This is a genomic window from Sediminicoccus sp. BL-A-41-H5 (genome assembly GCF_050632405.1).
In the GTDB taxonomy this organism is placed as follows: Bacteria; Pseudomonadota; Alphaproteobacteria; order Acetobacterales; family Acetobacteraceae; genus Roseococcus.
Genome location: NZ_CP192601.1, coordinates 375,667 through 396,285, shown reverse-complemented (window position 1 = coordinate 396,285; position 20,619 = coordinate 375,667). Strand labels below are relative to the sequence as shown.

Genomic DNA, 20,619 nt, shown 5'->3' with positions numbered 1-20,619 from the left:
TTCCGGGCTTGCAAGCGCCATGTCACCCGGCCAGAACCGGAGCATGGACGCCGCCGAATACGATCTGATGGATGCGGTCGAGGACCGGATGTGGTGGTACCGCGCCATGCACGGCCATGCGCTGCGGGCGCTGGCCGGCCTGCCCGCGCAGGCGCGCATCCTGGATGCCGGCTGCGGCACGGGCGGTTTCCTGGCCAAGCTGCGCGCCGCCTATCCCGAGGCCGAGCTCTTCGGCCTGGAATATGCCGAGATCGCCGCCTCCCGCGCCGCGGCCAAGGCGGGCGCCCAGGTGGCGGCGGGGACGATCAACGCCCTGCCCTTCCCCGATGCGCAGTTCGATGCCGTGGTCAGCCTCGACGTGCTCTGCCACATGGCGGTGGATGAGCCGGCGGCGCTGGCCGAGTTCCGCCGCGTGCTGCGGCCCGGGGGGCGGCTGGTGCTCAACCTTCCCGCGCATGAATGGCTGCGCTCGGCGCATGATTTGCGCGTGCATACCGCCCGCCGCTACGACCGCGCCCGCGCCGCCGCCGTGCTGGGCGAAGCGGGGTTCGAGCAGGCGTCCCCGCGCCACTGGAACAGCCTGCTGCTGCCGCTCATGGTGATGCAGCGCAAGGTGCTGCGGCGCGACGAGGGGGCGGCCTCCGATGTCGCGCCCTTCCCGCCCTGGCTTGATGCCAGCCTCTATTCCGTCTGCCGGCTGGAGGCGGCCCTGCTCGGCGCCGGCCTGCGCTTCCCGGCGGGCGGCTCCGTCCTCGCCACCGCAACACGTCCCCTGGACCCCGCACGCCCATGAACGACCACCCTGTCGGCCTTTCCATCGTGGTGCCCGTCTATCGCGGGGCCAGCACCATCGGGCGCCTCGTCGAGGCGGTCTCGCAGCTCAAGCCCGCGGGCGGCATCGAGATCATCCTGGTGAATGACGGCAGCCCCGACGAGAGCGGCGATGTCTGCCGCCGCCTGGCCGAGACGGCGACGGTGCCGCTCACCTACATCGAGCACGCACGCAATTTCGGCGAGCACAACGCCGTGATGACGGGCCTGCGCCACGCCCGCGGCGCCTATGTCATCAACATGGATGACGACCTGCAGAACCCGCCCGAGGAACTCATCCGCCTCTACGACCATGCGCGGCTGGGTGGGTGGGACGTGGTCTACACGCGCTACGCCAAGAAGGAGCACGAGGGCTGGCGCAACCTCGGCAGCCGCTTCGCCAACAAGGTGGCGGACAGCCTGCTGGACAAGCCCAAGGGCCTCTACCTCTCCTCCTTCCGCTGCATGAGCGCCATGGTCGTGCGCGAGGTCACGAAGTATTCCGGGCCCTACCCCTATATCGACGGCCTGATCATGCAGGTGACGCAGCGCATCGCCTCGATCGAGGTCGCGCATTACGCGCGCGCGGATGGCGTCTCCAACTACACGATGCGGCGGCTGGTGCGGCTCTGGCTGAACCTCGCCACCAATTTCTCGGTGCTGCCGCTCAGGCTCGCCATCTTCGCCGGCGTCGCGATGGGCATGCTGGGCTTCCTGGTCGCCATCATCGTCATCATCGAGGCGATCTTCTTCGAGACGCCCTCCGGCTGGGCCTCCTCCATGATGCTCATGCTGCTGATCGCGGGTGTGCAGTTCACCATCCTGGGCGTGATGGGCGAATATGTCGGCCGTGCCTTCCTGTCGGCCAACGGCAAGCCACAGGGCGTGGTGCGCGAGGTGATCGAGCCGCGCGAGAAGGTGCGCGGGGAATGAGCCTCTATTGGGGCGCGCTCGCCGCCGCCATCTGCTCCTCCCTCGTGGGCCAGGTGCTGCTGAAGGCCGGCGCCGAGGCGCTCAGCGGTGCCAGCTTCCTCGCGCAGATGCTGCGCTGGCAGACCATGCTCGGCCTCTGCTTCTATGGCCTCGGCGCGCTGCTCTACATCATGGCGCTGCGGCGCATCCCGATGAGCGTCGCGCTGCCCTGCACGGCGGCGAGCTACGTGCTGATCGCCGCCATTGGCTGGTATTTCTTCGGCGAGACGATGGGGGCGCAGAAGATCGCCGCGATCACGCTGATCGCCGCGGGTGTCGCGCTGCTGGCGACGGCCTGAGGCGGATCTTTCTGCGATGGGTCCCGCTTCCCGCGGGCGGCGCGCGGGTCTAAGCGCCGCCGCATGCCGATCCGTGACGCCCGCGATTCCGACCTGCCCGCCATCACCGCCATCTACGCCCATTGGGTGACCCATGGCCGCGCGAGCTTCGACCTCGACCCGCCCGACCTTGCCGAGATGACGCGCCGCCGCGCCACCGTACTGGCCGGCGGCTACCCCTACCTGGTCGCGGAACATGAGGGCGAGGTGCTGGGCTATGCCTATGCCAGCCTCTATCGCGCCAGGCCGGCCTATCGCTTCACCGTGGAGAACAGCGTCTATGTCCGCCCCGGCGGCAACCGCCAGGGGGCCGGGCGCGCGCTGCTGGAGGCGCTGATCGCGCGCTGCGCCGAGAGCGGCTTCCGGCTGATGATCGCCGTCATCGGCGACAGCGGCAATGCGCCCTCCATAGGGTTGCACGCCGCCTGTGGCTTCCAGCCCGCCGGCCTGCTGCCCGGCACGGGCTGGAAGCACGGCCAATGGGTGGACACGGTGCTGATGACGCGCGAACTGGGCGCGGGCCGCGCCACACCGCCCGGCTGAAGGCTACAGCAGCCCCTCGCGCCGGAAGCTCACATGCCGGCCCTGGCCGAGGATCAGGTGGTCATGCAGGGTGATGTCGAGCAGGCCGGCCGCCGCCTTGATCTGCTGCGTCATCTCGACGTCGGAGCGGCTCGGCGTGGGATCGCCCGAGGGGTGGTTGTGCACGAGGATCAGGGCCGTGGCGTGCAGTTCGATCGCGCGCTTCACCACCTCGCGCGGATAGACGGGCGTGTGGTTCACGGTGCCGCGCGCCTGGGCCTCGTCAGCGATCAGGCGGTTCCTGGAATCGAGGAACAGGACGCGGAACTGCTCGATCTTCTCGCGCGCCAGCCGCGCGGTGAGATACTCCAGCAGCCGGTCCCAGTTGTTGAGCACCGGCTGCTCGGCCACCTCGGCCTGCATCATCCGCAGGGCCGCCGCCTGGACGAGCTTCAACGCCGCCACGCTGTGCGGGCCGAGGCCGCGCGTGGCCAGCAGAGCCTCCTGCGGGGCGGCCATGACGCGGGCGAAGCTGCCATACTGGTTGATCAGAGACTTCGCGAGCGGCTTGGTGTCCCCTGTCTTGAAGGCGAAGAAGAGCAGCATCTCCAGCACTTCGTAGTCGGCCAGCGCATCGGGGCCGCGTTCCAGCAGCTTCTCCCGCATCCGCCCGCGATGGCCCTGCGGGCCGGTGGAGATGAAGGGTTGCGGGGTCGTGGCCCCACCGAAATGCTGCGGGGCCTCGGCGAAGCCACGCCTGGGCGGGCGGGACGGCGCCTCCGCCTGTGACGCTGTGCGGCGGCCAAACCAATCGCTGAGCCAGGACACGCGCAATCCTTAACAAAATTGCCACCTAAGGTAGCAATATTGTCGAAGATTTCAATTAATTCCGGCGCCACATCGCCCGCCACAGCGCCTCGGGCGTGGCCGGCATCTGGACATCGGCGCCCACGGCATCACGGATCGCCGCCATGATGGCCTGGGGGGCCGCGATGCAGCCGGCCTGGCCGGTGCCCTTCACGCCCAGTCCGTTCGCGGCGGTCGGCTGGTCCTCGCGCAGTTCCACGCGCAGCGCCGGCAGGTCGGCCGCGCGGGGCATGGCGTAGTCCATGAAACCGCCGGAGAGCAGTTGCGCGCCCTCCGCATCATAGGCGATGCGTTCCATCAGCGCCTGGCCGATGCCCTGCGCGACACCGCCCTGCACCTGGCCGCGCGCCAGCATGGGGTTGAGCAGGCGCCCATAGTCATCCACCGCGATGTAGCTGAGCAGGCTCACCTCGCCCGTCTCGGCATCCACCTCCAGCTCCGCCGCGTGAGCGCCGTTGGGGAAGGTGACGAGGTCCAGCGCATGCGCGACCTCGCCCTCCAGAGCCCCCTCCTCGGCGGCGATCTCGGCCAGTGTCAGGCCGCGCCCGTCGGGCAGGGCGAAGCGCCCGGCCTCGTAATGCAGCGCATCGGGCATGGATTGCAGCAGGCGGGCGGCCACCGAGCGCGCATGGGCCAGCAGCGCACCGGCCGCCTGGCGCATCGCCTCGCCTCCCATATGCAGGCTGCGCGCGCCGCCATGGCCGCTGCCGCGCAGCACCCGGGCGGTGTCGGCCTGGACGTAGCGGATGCTCCCGATCGGGATGTCAAGCAGATGCGCGACATATTGCGGGAAGCTCGTCTCATGCCCCTGGCCGTTGGATTGCGTGCCGATGGCGAGTTCCACGAGGCCATCGGGTGTCGCGCGCAGCCGGGCCCATTCGCCGGGCGCGCCCCTCGCCGTCTCCAGGAAGCCGGTCAGGCCGAAGCCCCGCCGCTTGCCGCGTCTGGCACTCTCGGCGCGGCGGGCGGGAAAGCCCGCGCGGTCGGCCAGCCTCGCGCACTCCATCAGGCGTGCCGCGAAATCACCGTCCCGGATCTCCTGCCCCAGCGCCGAGCGATGCGGCAGGGCGCGAATGGCGTTGAGTTCGCGCAGCGCCTGCGCGTCGCGCCCCGTATCGGCTGCCGCGGCCTCGATCATCATCTCGATGATGTAGTTCGCCTCGGGCTTCCCTGCGCCGCGATAGGCCTCCATCGGCGCGGTGTTGCTGAAGGCGCCCCGGGCGGTGAAATGCACCGCGGGGATCTCGTAGATGCCCGAAAGGGCCGTGGCCGGCGTGTGGCTCGCGCAATAGGGCCCGTTGGAGGAGAGATAGGCGCCCATCTCGGAGAGCGAATCCACCTCCAGCGCGAGGAAACGCCCCTCGGCATCGAGGGCGAGGCGGGCCGTGGCTTCCATCCCGCGCCCATGGGCGGAGGCGGCGAAGTCCTCGCCCATCCGCGCGACCCAGCGGATGGGCCGGCTCAGCAGGCGCGCGGCGTGCAGCAGCACCACATGCTCGCCGAAGGCCACGTTCTTCACGCCGAAGCCGCCGCCCACATCGGGCGCCAGCACGTGCAGGCCTTCGGGCGCCACGCCGAGCGCCGTCGCCACCTGCGCGCGTATCGCGTGCATGTTCTGCCCGTTCAGCTCCAGCGTCAGCACGCCATCCTTCACATGGGCCAGGGCGGCGCGGGGCTCGATCGGCGCGCAGGCCACGCGCTGGTTCACGAGATGCCGCGTCGAGACATGCGCGGCGCGCGCCATGGCGGCGGCGACCGCCGCCGCATCGCCGCGCTGCCAGCGGAAGGCGAGGTTGGCGGGTGCCGCCTCATGCAACTGCACGGCGCCGGGCGCGATGGCGGCCGCGGGCGTGCTCACGGCATCCAGCGGCGTGTAGCCCACCTCGATCAGTTCCGCCGCATCCTCGGCCGCCGCCTCGTTCTCCGCAACGATGCAGGCCACCGCCTCCCCCACATGGCGCACCCGGCCCTGCGCGAGCGCCGGTCGCGGGGGGACCGCCAGCGGCTGGTCGGCGTCCAGGATCGGCAGGCAGGGCAGGCTGCCGATGCCGGCCGCCCGCAGATCATCCCCTGTCAGGATCAGGCGAACCCCCGGCGCGGCCCGCGCGGCATCGAGGCTGATCGCGTCCAGGCCCGCATGGGCATGCGGGCTGCGCAGGAAGACCGCGTGCAGCGTGCCCTCTGGCGCATCCGCATCAGCGAGGTAGCGCCCCTGCCCGCGCAGGAAGCGATCATCTTCCAGCCGACGAATGGACTTTCCGAACATGAGGCTCTCCCGAATCCCGGGAGAGCTTACCGGCGAAAGGGCCCGCGCGTCAGGCTGCCCGCATCTCGTCCAGCATGACCGAGAGATCCGCGCGCAGCGCCTCGCCCTGGCCGGCCACGGCGTCGGTGCCGCCGCTGAGCTGCGCCACCGCCTGCTGCGCGGCGTTCATGCTCTCGCCCACGGCCTCGATCTGCGTGGTGACCGCATCGGTCCCGGCCGCCGCCTCGGCCACGTTGCGGGCGATCTCACGCGTGGCCGCACCCTGCTGCTCGACGGCCGCCGCGATGGCGCCAGCCACCTCGTTGATCTCCTCGACCACGGCGCCGATCCCCTGGATGGAGCGCACCGCGGCGGTGGCCGCCGCCTGGATCGCGCCGATCTGCGCGCTGATCTCGCCCGTCGCGTGGCCGGTCTGGCTGGCGAGGCTCTTCACCTCGGAGGCGACCACGGCGAAGCCCTTGCCCGCCTCCCCCGCCCGCGCCGCCTCGATGGTGGCATTCAGCGCCAGCAGGTTGGTCTGGCCGGCGATGTCGCTGATCAGGCGGATCACCTCGCCGATCCGCTCGGCCGCGGCACTCAGCTCGCGCATGGTCTCATCGGTGCGCTGCGTCTCCGCCATGGCGCGGGCGGCCACCTGCGCCGCCTGGGAGACCTGGCGCGTGATCTCGCCAACGGAGGCCGCCAACTGCTCGGCCGCGGCCGAGACGGTCTGCACATTACCGCTCGCCTGGCCGGCACTGGCCGAGACCTCGTCGGCCTGGCGGGCGGTCTGGCCCGTGCTCTCGCTCAGCGCATGCGCGGCGCCGCGCAGTGTGCCGACTTCCAGGCCCAGGCGCTCCACGACGCCGCCGATCGAGCCCTCGATGCGCTGGGCCAGGGCGAGGCGCGCGGCGCGGCGCTCGGCCTCCGCCGCCTGGCGTTCCGCTTCGGCCGCCCGGTCCATGCTGTCGGCCCGCGCCGCCTCCTGGCGCAGCGCGTCCAGCGCCTGCGCGAGGCGCGCGAATTCATCCTGGCCGGTGGTGCCGGGCACCTCCGTCTCGTAGTCCCGCGCCTTGAGCCGCGCCGTCGCCGCCTCCAGCCGCGCCAGCGGGCGAAGGACGCGCCACACCAGCAGCGCGGCCGAAAGGGCAAGGCCGGCCATGGCCCCCAGCAGCACCAGCAGGGCAAAGCCCGCACGCAACCCGGCATCGTCCACCACGGCCTCGAGTTGCTCCTCCGTCACCAGGGTCGCGGCGTCGCGCACCGCGAGCAGGCTGCCGATCAGGGGCGTGGTGCGCTCGATGAAGGCGGCGCCTTGCATGCGGTTTGGCCCTGGGTCGGCCTGCGCGGAGGAAAGGGCGCGGAAGGCTTCGAAATAATCGCGCCGCGCCTCGGCCATGGCGGCGACGAGGCGCGGCTCGCTGCGCACCGTGGGGTCGGCTTCGATCATCCGCCAGGCGATGTCGACCGCCCCCCGCGAGGCTTGGATGACGGAACGCTCCTCGACCGTGAGGGCGCGGTTGGCGGAGAGCGCATTGGCCACCGTGCTGCGCTCCCGCCCGGCGGCGTCGCGCGCCAGCCAGGAGCCCTGCTTGAGCGCGTTCACCCGCGCGACCATGGGGTCGATCACGCCGCCGCGTTGCAACAGCAGGGCCCAGATGCCCTGCTGGAGCTCGACGAATTCCGACATCTCGCGGAAGAAGCCTCCACGAGCGAAATCGGCCTGACGCTCGGCGAAGGGACGGGCCAACTGGGCATCCGCACGGCCACGAAGGCTGGTGAGGCGCGCCACCCCCTCGTCCAGTTCGCGCAGCATGCGTTGGGTGTCGGCCGCTTCGGCACGGAGCAATGCCGCGCGCGCCTCGGCCATCTTGGCGTCGAACTGCCGCCGGCTGCGGGCGATGGCGTCCGACGCCGGGGCGGCGAGCGCGGCGGGGGCATTGAGCGCGGCATTGGTCGCGGCACGTTCCAGGAGCAGCTCGAACAGGGCCTCATTCAGCCGATTGCCGGCCTGGTCCATCCGGAGCGCCTGGCTGGCCGCGCCCCATTCCCGCCAGGCGCCTTGCAGAACGAAGGCGGCGGGGATGATGGCAAGCCCGGCCAGCAAAAGGCAGCCGCCGAGGATGGGGGCTCGGACGGAACGAAAGACGGCAAGCATGGGGGACACCTGTTCTGCGAAGATGTCCGGATGATCCGTCGCCCTTTGTGAAGGAATCCCTAACGCCCCGGCCGGGCCGTCTCGGCCAGGCCGAACATGCCGCGCAGGAAGCCCGGCGTGACCATGGCCAGCGGATTGACCGTGATCTCCGCATCCTCGGGCGGGCCCTGCGCGCGGAAGGTGGCGGCGAAGACCCCGCCCCCCGCCTCGGGGCTGAAGAGGCGCCCCACCAGCGGCAGGTTGCCCAATAGCGTGTTGAAGAAATAGGCCGGCACGATGGTGCCATCGAGGTCGAGGATCACGCGCTCGCGCAGCACCCGCCCGCGGGCCGTGAGGCCGAGCGAGGCCGAGAAGGCGCGGGCATCGTTCAGCCGCAACTCGGTCGGCGAGAGGCTGAAGGGCACCACCGCCCGGCTGAAGACGAGGCCCGAGCCGCCCTGCACCGCCTCGACCAGCCCGAAGAGCGTCATGGCCTGGAGCAGCTTGCCCAGCGCCGGCGCGTTGCGGACGGTGAAGCCCTCCAGCTCCGCCGTGCCGGTGAGCGGCGTGCCGGGGCGCGATTCCGCGTATTCGGCGTTCAGCTGCATGCGCCCGCCATCGATGGTCCCGATAAGGCCGAAGGCGCGCAGCAGGGCGCCGCCATCCTCGGCATTCCCGCGCAAGTGCCGCGCCTCGCCACGCGGCGTCATGGTGAGGTCGAAATTGCCCGCCGTCCGCGAGGTGCGGGCGCGCAGATGGGCCTCGCGCAGGACGCCCGCTGTGTCGAGCCGGCCGCGCGCCTGGGCGGCGAAGACATCCCGCCCCGGCGCCAGCATCACCTGGTCGAAGCGCAGGTCGAGCGCGAGGGGCGGCTGCGGCCCCTCGACCGGCTCGGCCTCGCGCGCGCCGCCGGCGACATGGCCCGAGGGGCCGAAGAGCGAGCGCAAATCCAGCACCGGGCCGCGCAACGAGATGGACCAGGCGCCGCCCGGCGCGCTGGGCGCCCGCGCATCGCCCACAAGGCGGCTCGCGCCGAAGCCCGTCTCCTGCAGCTCGACGCGCTCGATGCGGCCGGCACGGGCGACGGCGCGGGCGCGCAGCGCCAGTTCCAGGGCCTCGATCCGGATGCCCTCGATGCTGGTGAGCTGGTCGCCCTGCAGCCGCAGCGACGCATCGGCCCGGCCCGGGCTGCCGGCGGGCTTGCTCCAGCCGAGTGGCCGGAAGGCCAGCACGGAATCGCGCAGATCTCCCCGCAGGTTCACCGTGTATTGCCCGTTGCGCCGGCGCTCGGTCCGCACCTCCAGCGCGATGGGCCCGCTCACCAGCGCGCCCATGTCGAAGCCGAGCTCCGCGATGCGGCGCGCATCGGGGCGGCCGGTGATCACCTCGCGTACCACCACCTGGTTCGCGGGGCCCGCGCGGAAATCCATCTCGACATTGAGGCGCAGCGGCACGGCGAGCAGCGAGGCCGTGCCGTTCAGGCGCAGCTGGTCCATGTCCACCGTCAGGTCGAAACTGGCCTCCTCCAGGTCGCGCTCGAGCAGGAGGCGCGTGAAGCGGCCATTGCTCACCTTCGCCTCGGCGTTCAGGCGGACCATGTCCATGCTGAGGTCGGCGACCATCGGGAAGGCGATGTTGAGCCGCCCCTCCTGCGTGCCTGCCACCGGCTGCACCGGGAAGGGTCGCCGCTCGAAGAGGCGCAGCCGGGGATGGCGGAGGATGGCCACCGTCTCGGTGACGGGACCGGCCAGCTGGATGGCCATCTCCGTGCTGGCGGTGCCGCCCGGGGGCAGCAGGAAGCGCAGCGTGGAGGGCTTGAGCTCGATGCCGCCCGGCTGGCCCGCGGCATTGTCGAGCCGCCCGCCGGTGGTCTGCACCGTGATCTCGGTCAGGCCGAATTGCGCCCGGCCATGCACGCCGCGCACCGGCGGCATGGGGCGCAGCCAATGCACCGTGGCCTGCCGGAGGTCGGCCGTGCCGGTCAGGCCCTTCACCGCCGCGTCGGCGAAGCCGGGCGCGCTCTCGGCCTCGATCCGCCAGCGGCCGCCGCTCGCCTCGCCCGTCGTGATGTTGCCGGTGATCCAGTCCCGCGCGCCCTCGGCAAGGCTGGCCGGCCAGAGCACCTGGAGATCGGCCAGGGCCACGCGGTCGAGTGCCAGGTCGAGCGCGCCGCGCCAGCGCCCGGCCTCCAGCCGCGCCTCGCCGCTGGCCTCGAGGGTGGTGACGCCACCGGGCGCAGGCAGGCGCAGCGTCAGCGTCTCGATCGCCATGGCGTCGCCCGAGGCGCGGGCATGGAAGCTGGCGGCCTGGATCGCGAGGGCGCCGCCGGCCGGGAGCGCGAGGCGCGTCTCGCTCAACCCGCCCGCGACGCGGCCTTCCGTCGCGCGCCAGTCGTTCAGCTCGGCGCCGGCGGCGATGCCCAGGCGCAGGCTGGCCTCGCGCAGCATGCCCTGCGGGATGGCGAGGCGCACCGCCTCGCGCGTTTCGGGCGCCAGGTCATTGGGCCAGAGGAGCGGGAGTTCTGCCAGGTCGAGCCGGTCGAGCGAGGCGCGCAATTCGCCCGCCCAGCCCTGCTCCGTCCGGCGCAGGTCGCCATCGGCCTCGAGCGTCGCGCCATGGGTGCCGGGCAGCTCGAGCCGCGCCTCCTCCAGGGCCATGCGTGTCTCGCTGCCGGCCAGGCGCGCGACGAGGCGCTGGAAAGGCAACCGCGTGCGTGGGGTGAGCTGCAGGGCGCCCCCCTCCTCGGCCACCAGCGCCAGGCCGAAGCCGGTGTTGCGCCCCACCGCGTCGAAATCCGCCGAGGCGCGGATGGCGACCGCCGCGTTCAGGATGGCGAGCGGCCCAAGCGGCGGCAGCAGGGTGGAAACCTCAGAGGGGCGCAGCACCGGCAGGTCAAAGCCGACGGAGAAGCGCAACGGCGCGCCCAGCACGCTGCCGGTGACATGGACCGGGATGTCCACGCCGTTGACCTGCAAGGTCGCCTCGCCATCCGCCTCCAGGCCGCCGGCCGGCAGGCGGCGCAGGTCGAGGATCGGGTCCTTCAGCGCCCAGTCGAAGCCGAGCCGATCGTCCCGCACGGTGACGGTCCCGCCAGTGACGCGCATTCGCCGGAAGGAGGTGTGGCGCAGCCGGTCCTCCGGCGGGCGCATCAGGTCGGCCAGGATGTCGGCGAAGCCTTCCTGGGTGGCATGGGGGTCGGCCTCCGCGGCGGGCGGCTCGGCCGCGCCGCTGTCAAGCGCGATCCCGCCCTCCGTGTCGCGGCGGAGGGTCAGGCTCGGCCCGTGCATCTCGATGCTGGCCGGCGCCAGCACCCCGCGCAGCAGCGGCCCGAGGGCGAGCGTGACATTCGCATCCGGCAGGTGCCCGCGCTCACGCCCCGCGGCGTCGCGCAGGATGACGTCGGAGAGGCGGACATCGATCGGCGCGCCCTCGCCATGCCATCCCTGCCAGGCGATGGTGGCGCGGCCGATCTCGACCCGCAGGCGGTTGCCGGGAAGGTTCACCCCCGCCTCGATCCGCCGCGCGAGGAAGCTGCTCGACACCGGATCGGTGGAGAGCCGCCATGCCAGCATTCCCAGCGCCAGCCCCGCCAGCAGCGGCAGCGCGGCGAGAAGGCCGAGGCACAGTCGCAGCGCGAGCGGCCCGTGCCGGCGCGGGGCTTGACCCGCGCTCATCGCGGCGTCTCCCCTGTCGCATGAACGACACGAGGCCCCTCTACGACCCCCAGGCGATTCTCCTGCTGCGCGCCCGCCTCGCCGAGGGCGACGCCGCGCAGCAAGCGCTGGCCGCGCGCGAGGATGCGGCGCCGCTGCTCGACGTGCTGGCCGCGCACAGCCCCTATCTCAGCGACCTCTGCTGGCATGAGGCGCCGAGCCTGCTGCGTCTGCTCGACCGTGGCGCCGAGGAGGCCATGCAATGCGCGCTGGAGCCGCTGACCAAGGCGGACCCGGCCTCCCCCCGCGAGGCGGTGATGAGCCTGCTGCGCCGCGCCAAGCGCCAGGGCGCGCTGGTGGCGGCGGCGGCGGACCTGGCCGGCCTCTGGCCGCTCGACCGCGTCACCGGCGCGCTGAGCGAGCTGGCGGACCTCACCATCGATTTCGCCTGCGCGCACCTGCTGCTGGAGGCCGCGCGGCGCGGACAGATCCGGCTGGCCCGCACCAAGGGCGAGCCCCGGCAGATCACGAAGGGCTCCGGCCTCATCGTGCTTGGCATGGGGAAGCTCGGCGGGCGCGAGCTGAACTACTCCTCGGATATCGACCTCTTGCTGCTGCATGACCCGGAGGGGCCTTCCTATCACGAAGAATATGGCGCGGCGCCCTATATCCGGATCGCGCGGGACCTGGTGCGCCTCATGGAGGAACGCACGGGCGAAGGCTACGTCTTCCGCACCGACCTCCGGTTGCGCCCGGACCCGGCGGCCACGCCGCTCTGCGTGAGCGTACCCATGGCCCTCTCCTATTACGAGAGTCTCGGCCAGAACTGGGAGCGGGCGGCGATGATCAAGGCGCGGCCGGTGGCGGGCGACCGCACGGCGGGCGAGGCCTTCCTGCGCGAGCTGCGCCCCTTCGTCTGGCGGCGTCACCTCGATTTCGCGGCCGTCGCCGACATCCATTCCATCAAGCGACAAATCCATCTGCACAAGGCCGAACGCGGCGCGGGTGGCGAGATTGCCGTGGCGGGGCACGACGTCAAGCTGGGGCGCGGCGGCATCCGCGAGATCGAGTTCACGGTGCAGGTGCTCCAGCTCATCTGGGGCGGGCGGGACCCGGCGCTGCGCGACCCGACGACGCTGGGCGCGCTCTCGCTGCTGGCGGCCGCCGGCAAGATGGACCGCCGTGCCGCGGCCGACCTCGCGGATGCCTACGTCTTCCTGCGCAACACCGAGCACCGGCTGCAGATGGTGCATGACCGGCAGACCCATCGCCTGCCGGAGGAGCCGGAGGAACTGGCCCGCATCGCGAGCTTCATGGGCTACCCCGACACGGCGAGCTTCGCCGAGGCGCTGACCGCGCATCAGCGCCGCGTGCAGGGCCATTACAGCCATCTCTTCGAGGCGGCGCCTCGGCTGACGGCGCCCCAGGCCGCGGGCAACCTGGTGTTCACCGGCGTGGAGGATGACCCCGAGACGCTGCAAAGCCTGCGGGGCCTGGGCTTCCGGGAGGCGCCTTCGATCGCCGCCATGGTGCGCGGCTGGCATCATGGCCGCCCACGTGCCACCCGCAGCGAGCGCGCGCGCGAATTGCTGACCGAGCTGATGCCCGCCCTGCTGGCCGCCTTCGGGCGCCAGCGCGAGCCGGAAGCCGCCATCGCGCGCTTCGACCGGCTGCTGGGCCAGCTCTCGGCGGGCGTGCAGTTCCTCTCGCTGCTGCACCGCAATCCGCGCCTGATGGACCGGCTGGCGGCGCTGCTGGGCGCCGCTCCGCAACTGGCCGACCACCTAGCCCGGCGCCCCTCGGCGCTGGAGGGACTCCTGGCCGGCAGCTACGCCGCACCCGGCGAGAAGCCGCTCGCCGCCCTGCCCGCCTTGCTGCGCGAGGCGCGCGACCTCGAGGATGCGCTGGAAGCCACGCGCCGCCTCGTCACCGAGCGCATCTTCGAGGTGGACGCGGCCGAGCTGGAAGGCCGGATGGATGCGGATTCCAGCGGCGAGGCGCGCAGCGCGGTCGGCGAGGCGGCGATCTGCGCCCTGCTGCCGGCCGTCGAGCGCGACTTCGCCCGCCGCTTCGGCCGCGTACCGGGCGGGCAATTCGCGGTGATGGCGCTCGGCAAGCTCGGCGGGCGGGAGATGCTGCCCAATTCCGACCTGGACCTGATCTTCACCTACGAGCACGAGCCCGAGACGGAGGGCAGCGAGGGCGGGCCGCGTTCGCTGGCGCCCTCGGAATACTTCATCCGCCTCTCGCACCAGGTGGTGGCCGCGCTCACCACGCCCGGCCGCGACGGGCGCGCCTTCGAGGTGGACATGCGGCTCAGGCCCTCGGGCAACAAGGGCCCGGTCGCGGTGCGGCTTTCCACCTTCGCGCGCTACCACGCCGAGGAGGCCTGGACCTGGGAGCGGATGGCGCTGACCCGTGCGCGCGTCATCGCCGGGCCCGCGGCGCTGACCAAGCGCATCGAGGCGGCGCTGGACGCCGCGCTGACCGAACCGCGCGACGCCGCCGCCGTGCTGAAGGACGCCGCCCAGATGCGCGCGCGCATGCTGCGCGAATTACCGGCCGATGGCCCCTGGGACCTCAAGGCCATGCCGGGCGGCCTGGTCGAGGTGGAGTTCATCGCCCAGGCGCTGACCGTGGCCCATGCCGCGCACCATCCGCGCCTGCTGCGCCGGACCACACGGCTGGTGCTCGGCGAACTCGGCCGCGCCGGGCTGATCGAGGAGCGCGAGGCGGCGACGCTGATCCAGGCCGAACGCCTCTGGCGCGCGCTGCTTGGCCTGCTGCGCCTGACCGTCGGCAAATGGAAGGAACCCGGCCTGCCGGTGACCGTGGAGGAGGCGCTGCGCCATGGCGCCGGCACGCTGGTGCATGAGGAGATTCAGAGCCTCTCGCACCTGCGGGACGTGATGCAGGGCCATGCCGAGGCGGTGCGCGCGAGCTTCCTCCGCCATGTCGGCCCGCTCGGCTGAGGGGGCGGCTGCGATGAAGCTCTTCATGGCGGCACTGTTGACCGAGACCAACACCTTCTCACCATTGCCGACGGGACGGGAGGCGTTCCTCGGCAACGGCTTCAGCCGGAACGCGGGCAGTCAGGCACCGCCCTTCTGGGGCAACGTCCCGCTCATCGCCTGGCGCCGGCTGGCGGCGGAGGCGGACATCGGCGTGGTGGAGAGCATCACGGCCAACGCCCAGCCCGGCGGCACCACGACCCGCGCCGCCTTTGAGGAGTTGCGCGAGCTGATCCTGGCCGATCTGCGCGCGGCCGGCCCGGTGGACATCGTACTGCTCAACCTGCACGGCGCCATGGTGGCCGAGGGCTATGACGACTGCGAAAGCGACCTGGTGCGCCGCGTGCGGGAAATCGTGGGGCCTGAGGTGGTGATCGGCGTCGAACTCGACCTGCATTGCCACCTGGACGAGACGCTGCGCGCGAATGCGGACCTCGTCGTCATCTACAAGGAATACCCGCATACCGACATGGCCGAGCGCGCGGCGGACCTGTTCCGCCTCGCCCTGCGCGCGGCGCGGCGGGAGATCCGGCCCGTCATGGCGTACCACCCGCTGCACATGATCAACATGTGGCAGACCCCGGTGGAGCCGATGAAGGGCCTCGTGGCGGACATGCTGGCCACCGAGGCGCGGGGCGAGATCCTCTCCCTCTCCTTCGCGCATGGCTTCCCCTGGGGGGACGTGCCGCATGTGGGCGCGAAGGTGCTCGCCATCGCCGATGGGGATGCGGGCCATGCCGCCCGCACCGCGCGGGCCTGGGGCGAGCGCATCTGGGCGATGCGCGAGGCGACCCGCAAGCGCTTCGACACGCCGGACCAGGCGATTGACGCGGCGCTGGCCGCGCCGTCCGGCACGACGGTGGTGGCCGAAACCTCGGATAATGCGGGCGGCGGCGCGCCGTCGGACTGCACGGCCATGCTGGCGCGCATGCTGGCGCGCGGCGTCCGCGAAGCGGCGATCGGCATGTTCTGGGACCCCATCGCCGTCTCGTTCCTGCGCGAGGCCGGGGCTGGCGCCGTCATGCCGCTGCGGCTGGGTGGAAAATGCGGCTTGATGTCGGGCGACCCGCTGGACCTGATGGTGCGCGTGCATGCGGTGACGGACCGCCATGTGCAGTCGGGGCTTTCGGGCGGGCGGAGCGAGATGGGGCCATCGGCCTGGATCGAGGCGCCAAGTGGAGATGGAGGCATCCACATCATCCTGTCCAGCGCGCGTCAGCAGGTGTTCCACCCGGACGCCTTCACCGGGCTTGGCTGCACGCTGCATGACAAGCGCCTGGTCGTCGTCAAGTCCTCGCAGCACTTCTACGCGGCCTTCGCGCCGCTCGCGCGGGAGGTCCGTTATTGCGCGGCCGAGGCCGGCATCCTGCGCGACTTCGCGGCCATCCCCTACCGGCGCTTCACCGGCCGCTACTGGCCGAAGGTGGAGAACCCCTAACGCCGGCGCGCCACGCCATCAGCGACGAGGTTGCAGCCCAGCACCGTCAGCAGGATGGCCAGCCCCGGCCACAGGGCCGCGAGCGGCGCCTGGAAGACCAGTTCCTGCGCATTGGCCAGCATGTTGCCCCAGGAGGGCGCCGGCGGCGCGATGCCGAGGCCGAGGAAGCTCAGCGTGCTCTCCGCCAGCACGGCGCCGCCCACGGCCAGCGCGGTCGCGATGGCGATGGGTGCCGCGAGTTCCGGCAGCACATGGCGCCACAGCACCCGGCCCTCGGAGACGCCGAGTGCCCGCGCCGCCCGCACGAAATCCCGCGCGAGGACCGAGAGCGCGGTGGCCCGCACCAGCCGCGCCACACCGACCCAGCCGAAGGCGGCGAGCAGCACGGCGATGCGCAGGATGTCGGCCGTCGCCTCGCCGCGCGGCAGGCCCAGCACGGCGGGGTCGAGTGCGGCCAGGATCACGAGCAGCGGCAGGGCCGGCAGAGCCAGGAGCCCGTCGGCAAGGCGCATCAGCACCGCATCCCAGAACCCACCGCGCCAGGCCGCCATGAGCCCCACCAGCGTGCCGATGAGCGTGGCGGCAAGGGCGGCGAGCAGGCCCACCGCGAGCGACACGCGCGCGCCCTCCAGCAGGCGCAGCAGCAGGTCGCGGCCCAACTCATCCGTGCCGAGCGGATGTTGGGCGCTGGGGGGCGCGAAGCGATTGAAGAGGTCGGGCAGGAAGGGATCATGGCCCAGTGCGGCTGCCGCGAAGGGCGCGGCGAGCGCGGCCAGGACAAGCGCCGCCAGCAGGGCGAGGCCCGCCCTCACGCCACGTCCGATCGCCGGAGGGCGCAGTCCGGCGGCGTGAATCGGCCGGTCATCATGCCACGTCCGATCGCCAGAGGGCGAAGCCCGGCGGCGTGAATCGGCCGGTCATCATGCCACCCTCGGATCCAGCCAACGCTGGGCGAGATCGGCCGCCAGCGTCGCCAGCATGGTCACCACCGCCACCACCAGCAGGGCCAGCAAGGCGAGGTTGAAGTCATTGCCCATGACAGCGTCGTAGATCAGCTTGCCCATGCCGGGGCGGGCGAAGATCGTCTCGGTGATGAGCGCGCCCGAGACGAGCGCGCCGGCATCGAGTGCGGCGATGGTCAGCAGCGGCACGCCGGCATTGGGCAGGGCATGGGCCAGCAGGATGCGCCGCTCGCCGGCGCCCTTGGCGCGGGCGGTGCGGATATGCGGCTCGTTCAGCGCATGGGCGAGCGCGGCGGCGCCATGCCGGGCATAGGCGGCGAGATTGGCGAAGCAGAGGGTGGCGACCGGCAGGATCAGGTAGCTCCAGCCGCCCTCGCCTCCCGCCGGCAACCAGCCAAGTTGCACGGCAAACAGGATGATCAGCAGGATGCCCAGCCAGAAGGAGGGCACGGCCTGCGCCACCAGCGCCAGCCCCTGCACGAAGGGTGCCGCGCGCGGCCGCAGCGCCGCCAGGGCGCCGAGCGCGATGCCGAACCCGGCCGCCAGCAGCAGCGCCAGCCCGAGCAATTCGAGCGAACTCAGCAACGCGGGCCAGAGCAGCGCCGCGACCGGCTGGGCAAAGAGGCGCGAATGTCCGAAGCGCCCCTCCAGCACCGCGCCCGCCCAGGCGATGTAGCGGGCCATCAGCGGCTGATCGAGCCCGTGCAGCGCGCGCAGCCGCGCCGCATCCTCGGCCGAAAGGCGCGGATCGCCCGCGATGGCGAGGTCGATCGGATCGCCCGGCATGAGCGCAATGAGCAGGAAGGCGCAAAGCGAGAGGATGGCGGCGGTGGCGGCGATCTGCGCAAGGCGCGAGAGGACCAGCCGGATCATGGCGCGTGGCAGACCGCTTCCACGCGGTTGCCGTCCGGATCGAGCAGGAAGGCGGCGTAGTAATGCGCGTGGTAGTGTGGCCGCAGGCCGGGCCCGCCGTCATCCGTGCCGCCCATGGCAAGGCCCGCCGCGTGAAAGGCGTCCACCGCGGCGCGGCCCGGCGCGCGAAAGGCCCAATGCCGGCGATCCGCCACAACGCCCGGGCATTGGCGGATGGTGAGATAGCCCGCGCCGCTGTCCCGCGCGCCGTAGCCGATGGCATCCGCCTCACGCCAGACACAAGGGACGCCAAGCGCCGCCATCACCGCGTCATAGAAGGGCGCGCTGCGCGCCAGCTCCGAGACGGTGATGGAGACATGGTCCAGCATCAGCGCACACGCCACTCCTCGACCCAGAGGCTGGAGGGGTTCAGATGCCCTGTCGGGCGCACGCCGGTGAGCCAGGCGGGCCAGAGATGCGCGTCCTGCCGGAACCAGAGCGGCAGCGCCGGCAGTTCCTCGGCATAGATCGCCTGGAGCCGGTGCCACAGCACGCGCCGCTTCTCGCGATCCAGCTCTTGCGGCAGGGCTTCCAGCAGCGCGTCCATCTCGGCGTTGCGGAAGCCCGCATAGTTCTGGCCGGACCAGTTGCGCTCGGCGCGCGGAATCTCGTCCGAATGCAGGCTTGAGCGCGGCACGCTCTCGGGCGCCGAGACCCAGGCAAAAAGCGCGGCACCCTGGAAACGGCGGCGCGAGAGCGTCTCGCCGAAGAGCACGCGTGGCGGCTCGTTGCGGATGCGCGCCTCGACACCCACCTGCCGCCACTGCGCCTGGATCACCTGCTGCACCGCCTCGCGCGAGCGGTTGCCGGCGGTGGTCATCAGCTCGAAGGAGAGGCGCTGGCCTTCGGCGTTGCGGCGGATGCCGTCGGGCCCCGGCGTCCAGCCGGCTTCCGCCAGCAACGCGGCGGCGCGTGCGGGGTCATGGGGGTAGCTGCGGACATCGGCGTCATGCGGCCAGTCGAGCGGGTTCACGCTGGTCTGCGCGACGGTCTGCCGCCCCTCGAAGAGGCGCGCGACGATCTGCCCGCGGTCCAGCGCCAGCAGAAGCGCCTGGCGCACGCGGCGGTCGGTCAGCGCGGGCACATCGAGGTTCAGGTCCATGTGCTCATAGATCAGGCCCGGGCGGTATTCGGCGCGGAAGCGGTTCCCCGTGCGCCGGATCAACGCGGTCGCCTGCTCCACCGGCAGGCCGAGCTCGCCCGCGATCATGTCCACCTGGCCGGCGAGCAACTGCGCCTCCAGCGCCGGCGTGCTCTCCACGGTGCGGATCACGATGCGGCGGAAGGCTGGAGCCGGGCCCGACCAATGCGGGTTGCGCTCCAGCGTGATGGCGCTGCCCGCCTGCACCTGGGTGATCCGGTAGGGGCCGTTCCAGAGGCCGGGGTTGGCCGGCTCCGTGTCATAGAGCGTGCGCGTGCGATAGGTCCGCGGGTCGCTCTCCCAGCGGGCGCGCTCCAGATGCGCGGGCAGCGGCGCGAAATCGCCGAGGCTCGCGAACTGGAAGGTCACGCGGTCGAAGCGCAGCGTGAAGCTCCGGGCGTCCTCGGCGATGAACTCATAGGCCGAGCGGAAGAATTCGGCGGGACCGATGCCCGTCGTCCCCTCGCGGCCCGCATCATAGGTGAAGCGCAGATCCTCGGTGGTGATGGGCGTGCCATCGCCCCAGCGCAGCCCTTCGCGCAGGCGCCAGGTGACGCGCAGGCCGGGCTTGCCGTCGGGCGTCGTCTCCCGCACGGCGAGGCCATTCTCCAGCGTGGGGATGCTCTCGCAGAGCAGGCAGATCAGCTGCCAGTCGGCGTCATAGGCGGTGACGGGGCGGCGGACGAAGCCCAGCGTGTAGGACTTCGCCACCATGTTCTCGATGTTGGGATGCAGCGTGGACGGATACTGCGTGATGCCGATGGTGAGCGTGTCGCGCTGGGGCTGCGCCAGCGCGGGCAGCGCGAGGCAGAGCAGCGTGACGAGAAGGCGGATCAACCCGCCTTACCCTTGTGCGCCAGCGCCTCCTCCAGGCTGCCGACGCCGCCATGCGCGCGGGACCAGGCCACCGGGTCCTCCAGGAACTTGCGCACGCCCGAGAGCGCGGATTCGGGGAAATAGGCGCGCTCGCGGCAGACCTCGAGCACATCCCACCAGGTGGCGAGGTGATGCAGCGAGAGGCCCATGGCCTTCATCTGCTCGAAGCTGCCGGGGAAGACGCCGTAGTAGAACACCACGAAGGTATGCGCGCATTTCGCGCCCGCCTCGCGCAGCGCCTCGGCGAAGCGGATCTTGCTCGCGCCGTCGGTGGTGAGGTCCTCCACCAGCAGCGTCTCGCGCTCGACGGGCACATCGCCCTCGATCAGCGCGTTGCGGCCGAAACCCTTGGGCTTCTTGCGCACATAGGCCATGGGCAGGTTCATCCGGTCGGCGATCCAGGCCGCGAAGGGGATGCCCGCCGTCTCGCCGCCGGCGATGCTCTCGATCGTCTCGAAGCCCACGTTCCGGTTGATCTTCTCGACACCCAGGTCGCAGATGCGGGTGCGCGCGCGCGGGTAGGAGATGATCTTGCGGCAATCGATGTAGACGGGCGACTTCCAGCCGGAGGTGAGGGTATAGGGTTCCTCGGGGCGGAAATTCACCGCCTTGATCTCCAGCAGGATGCGCGCCGTGGTCAGTGCCGCGTCCCTGTCCCAATCCGAGGCGTGATGGCCGCTCATTCTCTCACTCCGATCCTGATGGCGTCTCGTAACGCCGGCTGCGTTCGCCGTC

General features: G+C 71.8%; 15 protein-coding genes. 6 read left to right on the top strand and 9 right to left on the bottom strand.

What is annotated here, in order from left to right:
* The first annotated feature begins 43 nt into the window (after positions 1 to 43).
* From ACQ860_RS01925 to ACQ860_RS01910, 4 genes are all read left to right on the top strand, one after another.
* Positions 44 to 793: a class I SAM-dependent methyltransferase gene (locus ACQ860_RS01925; protein ID WP_431301722.1), complete on the top strand. Its 750-nt coding sequence runs from the start codon at positions 44 to 46 to the stop codon at positions 791 to 793.
* A complete protein-coding gene (locus ACQ860_RS01920) occupies positions 790 to 1,743 on the top strand; it encodes a glycosyltransferase family 2 protein (protein WP_431301721.1) in 954 nt (317 codons plus the stop codon). The genes ACQ860_RS01925 and ACQ860_RS01920 overlap by 4 nt, the downstream gene beginning before the upstream one ends.
* Complete coding sequence (locus tag ACQ860_RS01915) at positions 1,740 to 2,081, top strand: DMT family transporter (protein WP_431301720.1); 342 nt, start codon at positions 1,740 to 1,742, stop codon at positions 2,079 to 2,081. The genes ACQ860_RS01920 and ACQ860_RS01915 overlap by 4 nt, the downstream gene beginning before the upstream one ends.
* Before the next feature lie 63 nt (positions 2,082 to 2,144).
* Entirely contained in the window at positions 2,145 to 2,663 is a 519-nt protein-coding gene (locus tag ACQ860_RS01910; protein ID WP_431301719.1) for a GNAT family N-acetyltransferase, read from the top strand.
* 3 nt (positions 2,664 to 2,666) lie between these two features.
* Here the strand turns inward: ACQ860_RS01910 and radC are convergent, their stop codons facing one another.
* From radC to ACQ860_RS01890, 4 genes are read right to left on the bottom strand one after another with little or no spacing between them, the layout of a single operon-like run.
* Positions 2,667 to 3,470: a RadC family protein gene (gene radC, locus ACQ860_RS01905; protein WP_431301718.1), complete on the bottom strand. Its 804-nt coding sequence runs from the start codon at positions 3,468 to 3,470 to the stop codon at positions 2,667 to 2,669.
* A gap of 55 nt (positions 3,471 to 3,525) precedes the next feature.
* Positions 3,526 to 5,775: a xanthine dehydrogenase family protein molybdopterin-binding subunit gene (locus ACQ860_RS01900; RefSeq protein ID WP_431301717.1), complete on the bottom strand. Its 2,250-nt coding sequence runs from the start codon at positions 5,773 to 5,775 to the stop codon at positions 3,526 to 3,528.
* Between the two features lie 49 nt (positions 5,776 to 5,824).
* Positions 5,825 to 7,912 (bottom strand): methyl-accepting chemotaxis protein, encoded by a 2,088-nt coding sequence (locus tag ACQ860_RS01895; RefSeq protein WP_431301716.1) that lies wholly within the window; start codon positions 7,910 to 7,912, stop codon positions 5,825 to 5,827.
* Between the two features lie 59 nt (positions 7,913 to 7,971).
* Positions 7,972 to 11,565: a hypothetical protein gene (locus ACQ860_RS01890; RefSeq protein ID WP_431301715.1), complete on the bottom strand. Its 3,594-nt coding sequence runs from the start codon at positions 11,563 to 11,565 to the stop codon at positions 7,972 to 7,974.
* A 20-nt stretch (positions 11,566 to 11,585) separates the two neighbouring features.
* Between ACQ860_RS01890 and ACQ860_RS01885 the strand changes: the two genes are divergently transcribed.
* Both ACQ860_RS01885 and ACQ860_RS01880 read left to right on the top strand, forming a co-directional pair.
* The gene (locus ACQ860_RS01885; RefSeq protein WP_431301714.1) at positions 11,586 to 14,516 is read left to right on the top strand and encodes a bifunctional [glutamine synthetase] adenylyltransferase/[glutamine synthetase]-adenylyl-L-tyrosine phosphorylase; all 2,931 of its coding nucleotides are present in this window, start codon (positions 11,586 to 11,588) and stop codon (positions 14,514 to 14,516) included.
* On the top strand, positions 14,497 to 15,993 hold the full coding sequence (locus ACQ860_RS01880; RefSeq protein ID WP_431301713.1) for a M81 family metallopeptidase: 1,497 nt from the start codon (positions 14,497 to 14,499) through the stop codon (positions 15,991 to 15,993). The genes ACQ860_RS01885 and ACQ860_RS01880 overlap by 20 nt, the downstream gene beginning before the upstream one ends.
* Here the strand turns inward: ACQ860_RS01880 and ACQ860_RS01875 are convergent.
* The 5 genes from ACQ860_RS01875 to ACQ860_RS01855 all read right to left on the bottom strand — a co-directional run bounded on the left by ACQ860_RS01875 (position 15,990) and on the right by ACQ860_RS01855 (position 20,567).
* Positions 15,990 to 16,805, bottom strand: a complete 816-nt coding sequence (locus ACQ860_RS01875; protein WP_431301712.1) for an ABC transporter permease — start codon at positions 16,803 to 16,805, stop codon at positions 15,990 to 15,992. The genes ACQ860_RS01880 and ACQ860_RS01875 overlap by 4 nt on opposite strands.
* Positions 16,806 to 16,913: 108 nt before the next feature.
* Positions 16,914 to 17,828 carry an ABC transporter permease gene (locus ACQ860_RS01870; RefSeq protein ID WP_431301711.1) on the bottom strand — a complete coding sequence of 305 codons (915 nt, stop codon included), beginning with the start codon at positions 17,826 to 17,828 and terminating at the stop codon, positions 16,914 to 16,916.
* Positions 17,825 to 18,196: a VOC family protein gene (locus ACQ860_RS01865; RefSeq protein WP_431301710.1), complete on the bottom strand. Its 372-nt coding sequence runs from the start codon at positions 18,194 to 18,196 to the stop codon at positions 17,825 to 17,827. Before ACQ860_RS01865 ends, ACQ860_RS01870 begins: the two co-directional genes overlap by 4 nt.
* Complete coding sequence (locus ACQ860_RS01860) at positions 18,196 to 19,845, bottom strand: peptide ABC transporter substrate-binding protein (RefSeq protein WP_431301709.1); 1,650 nt, start codon at positions 19,843 to 19,845, stop codon at positions 18,196 to 18,198. The genes ACQ860_RS01865 and ACQ860_RS01860 overlap by 1 nt, the downstream gene beginning before the upstream one ends.
* The gene (locus ACQ860_RS01855) at positions 19,842 to 20,567 is read right to left on the bottom strand and encodes an orotate phosphoribosyltransferase (RefSeq protein WP_431301708.1); all 726 of its coding nucleotides are present in this window, start codon (positions 20,565 to 20,567) and stop codon (positions 19,842 to 19,844) included. Before ACQ860_RS01855 ends, ACQ860_RS01860 begins: the two co-directional genes overlap by 4 nt.
* Between the last annotated feature and the right edge of the window lie 52 nt (positions 20,568 to 20,619).

Bases quoted from the DNA above. Each gene is read 5' to 3' on its own strand.
- ACQ860_RS01880 (WP_431301713.1), top strand. From the start codon at position 14,497: ATGTCGGCCCGCTCGGCTGAGGGGGCGGCTGCGATGAAGCTCTTCATG.
- ACQ860_RS01900 (WP_431301717.1), bottom strand. From the start codon at position 5,775: ATGTTCGGAAAGTCCATTCGTCGGCTGGAAGATGATCGCTTCCTGCGC.
- ACQ860_RS01915 (WP_431301720.1), top strand. From the start codon at position 1,740: ATGAGCCTCTATTGGGGCGCGCTCGCCGCCGCCATCTGCTCCTCCCTC.
- ACQ860_RS01885 (WP_431301714.1), top strand. From the start codon at position 11,586: ATGAACGACACGAGGCCCCTCTACGACCCCCAGGCGATTCTCCTGCTG.
- ACQ860_RS01865 (WP_431301710.1), bottom strand. From the start codon at position 18,196: ATGCTGGACCATGTCTCCATCACCGTCTCGGAGCTGGCGCGCAGCGCG.
- ACQ860_RS01855 (WP_431301708.1), bottom strand. From the start codon at position 20,567: ATGAGCGGCCATCACGCCTCGGATTGGGACAGGGACGCGGCACTGACC.
- ACQ860_RS01870 (WP_431301711.1), bottom strand. From the start codon at position 17,828: ATGATCCGGCTGGTCCTCTCGCGCCTTGCGCAGATCGCCGCCACCGCC.
- ACQ860_RS01920 (WP_431301721.1), top strand. From the start codon at position 790: ATGAACGACCACCCTGTCGGCCTTTCCATCGTGGTGCCCGTCTATCGC.
- ACQ860_RS01910 (WP_431301719.1), top strand. From the start codon at position 2,145: ATGCCGATCCGTGACGCCCGCGATTCCGACCTGCCCGCCATCACCGCC.
- ACQ860_RS01890 (WP_431301715.1), bottom strand. From the start codon at position 11,565: ATGAGCGCGGGTCAAGCCCCGCGCCGGCACGGGCCGCTCGCGCTGCGA.
- ACQ860_RS01895 (WP_431301716.1), bottom strand. From the start codon at position 7,912: ATGCTTGCCGTCTTTCGTTCCGTCCGAGCCCCCATCCTCGGCGGCTGC.
- ACQ860_RS01925 (WP_431301722.1), top strand. From the start codon at position 44: ATGGACGCCGCCGAATACGATCTGATGGATGCGGTCGAGGACCGGATG.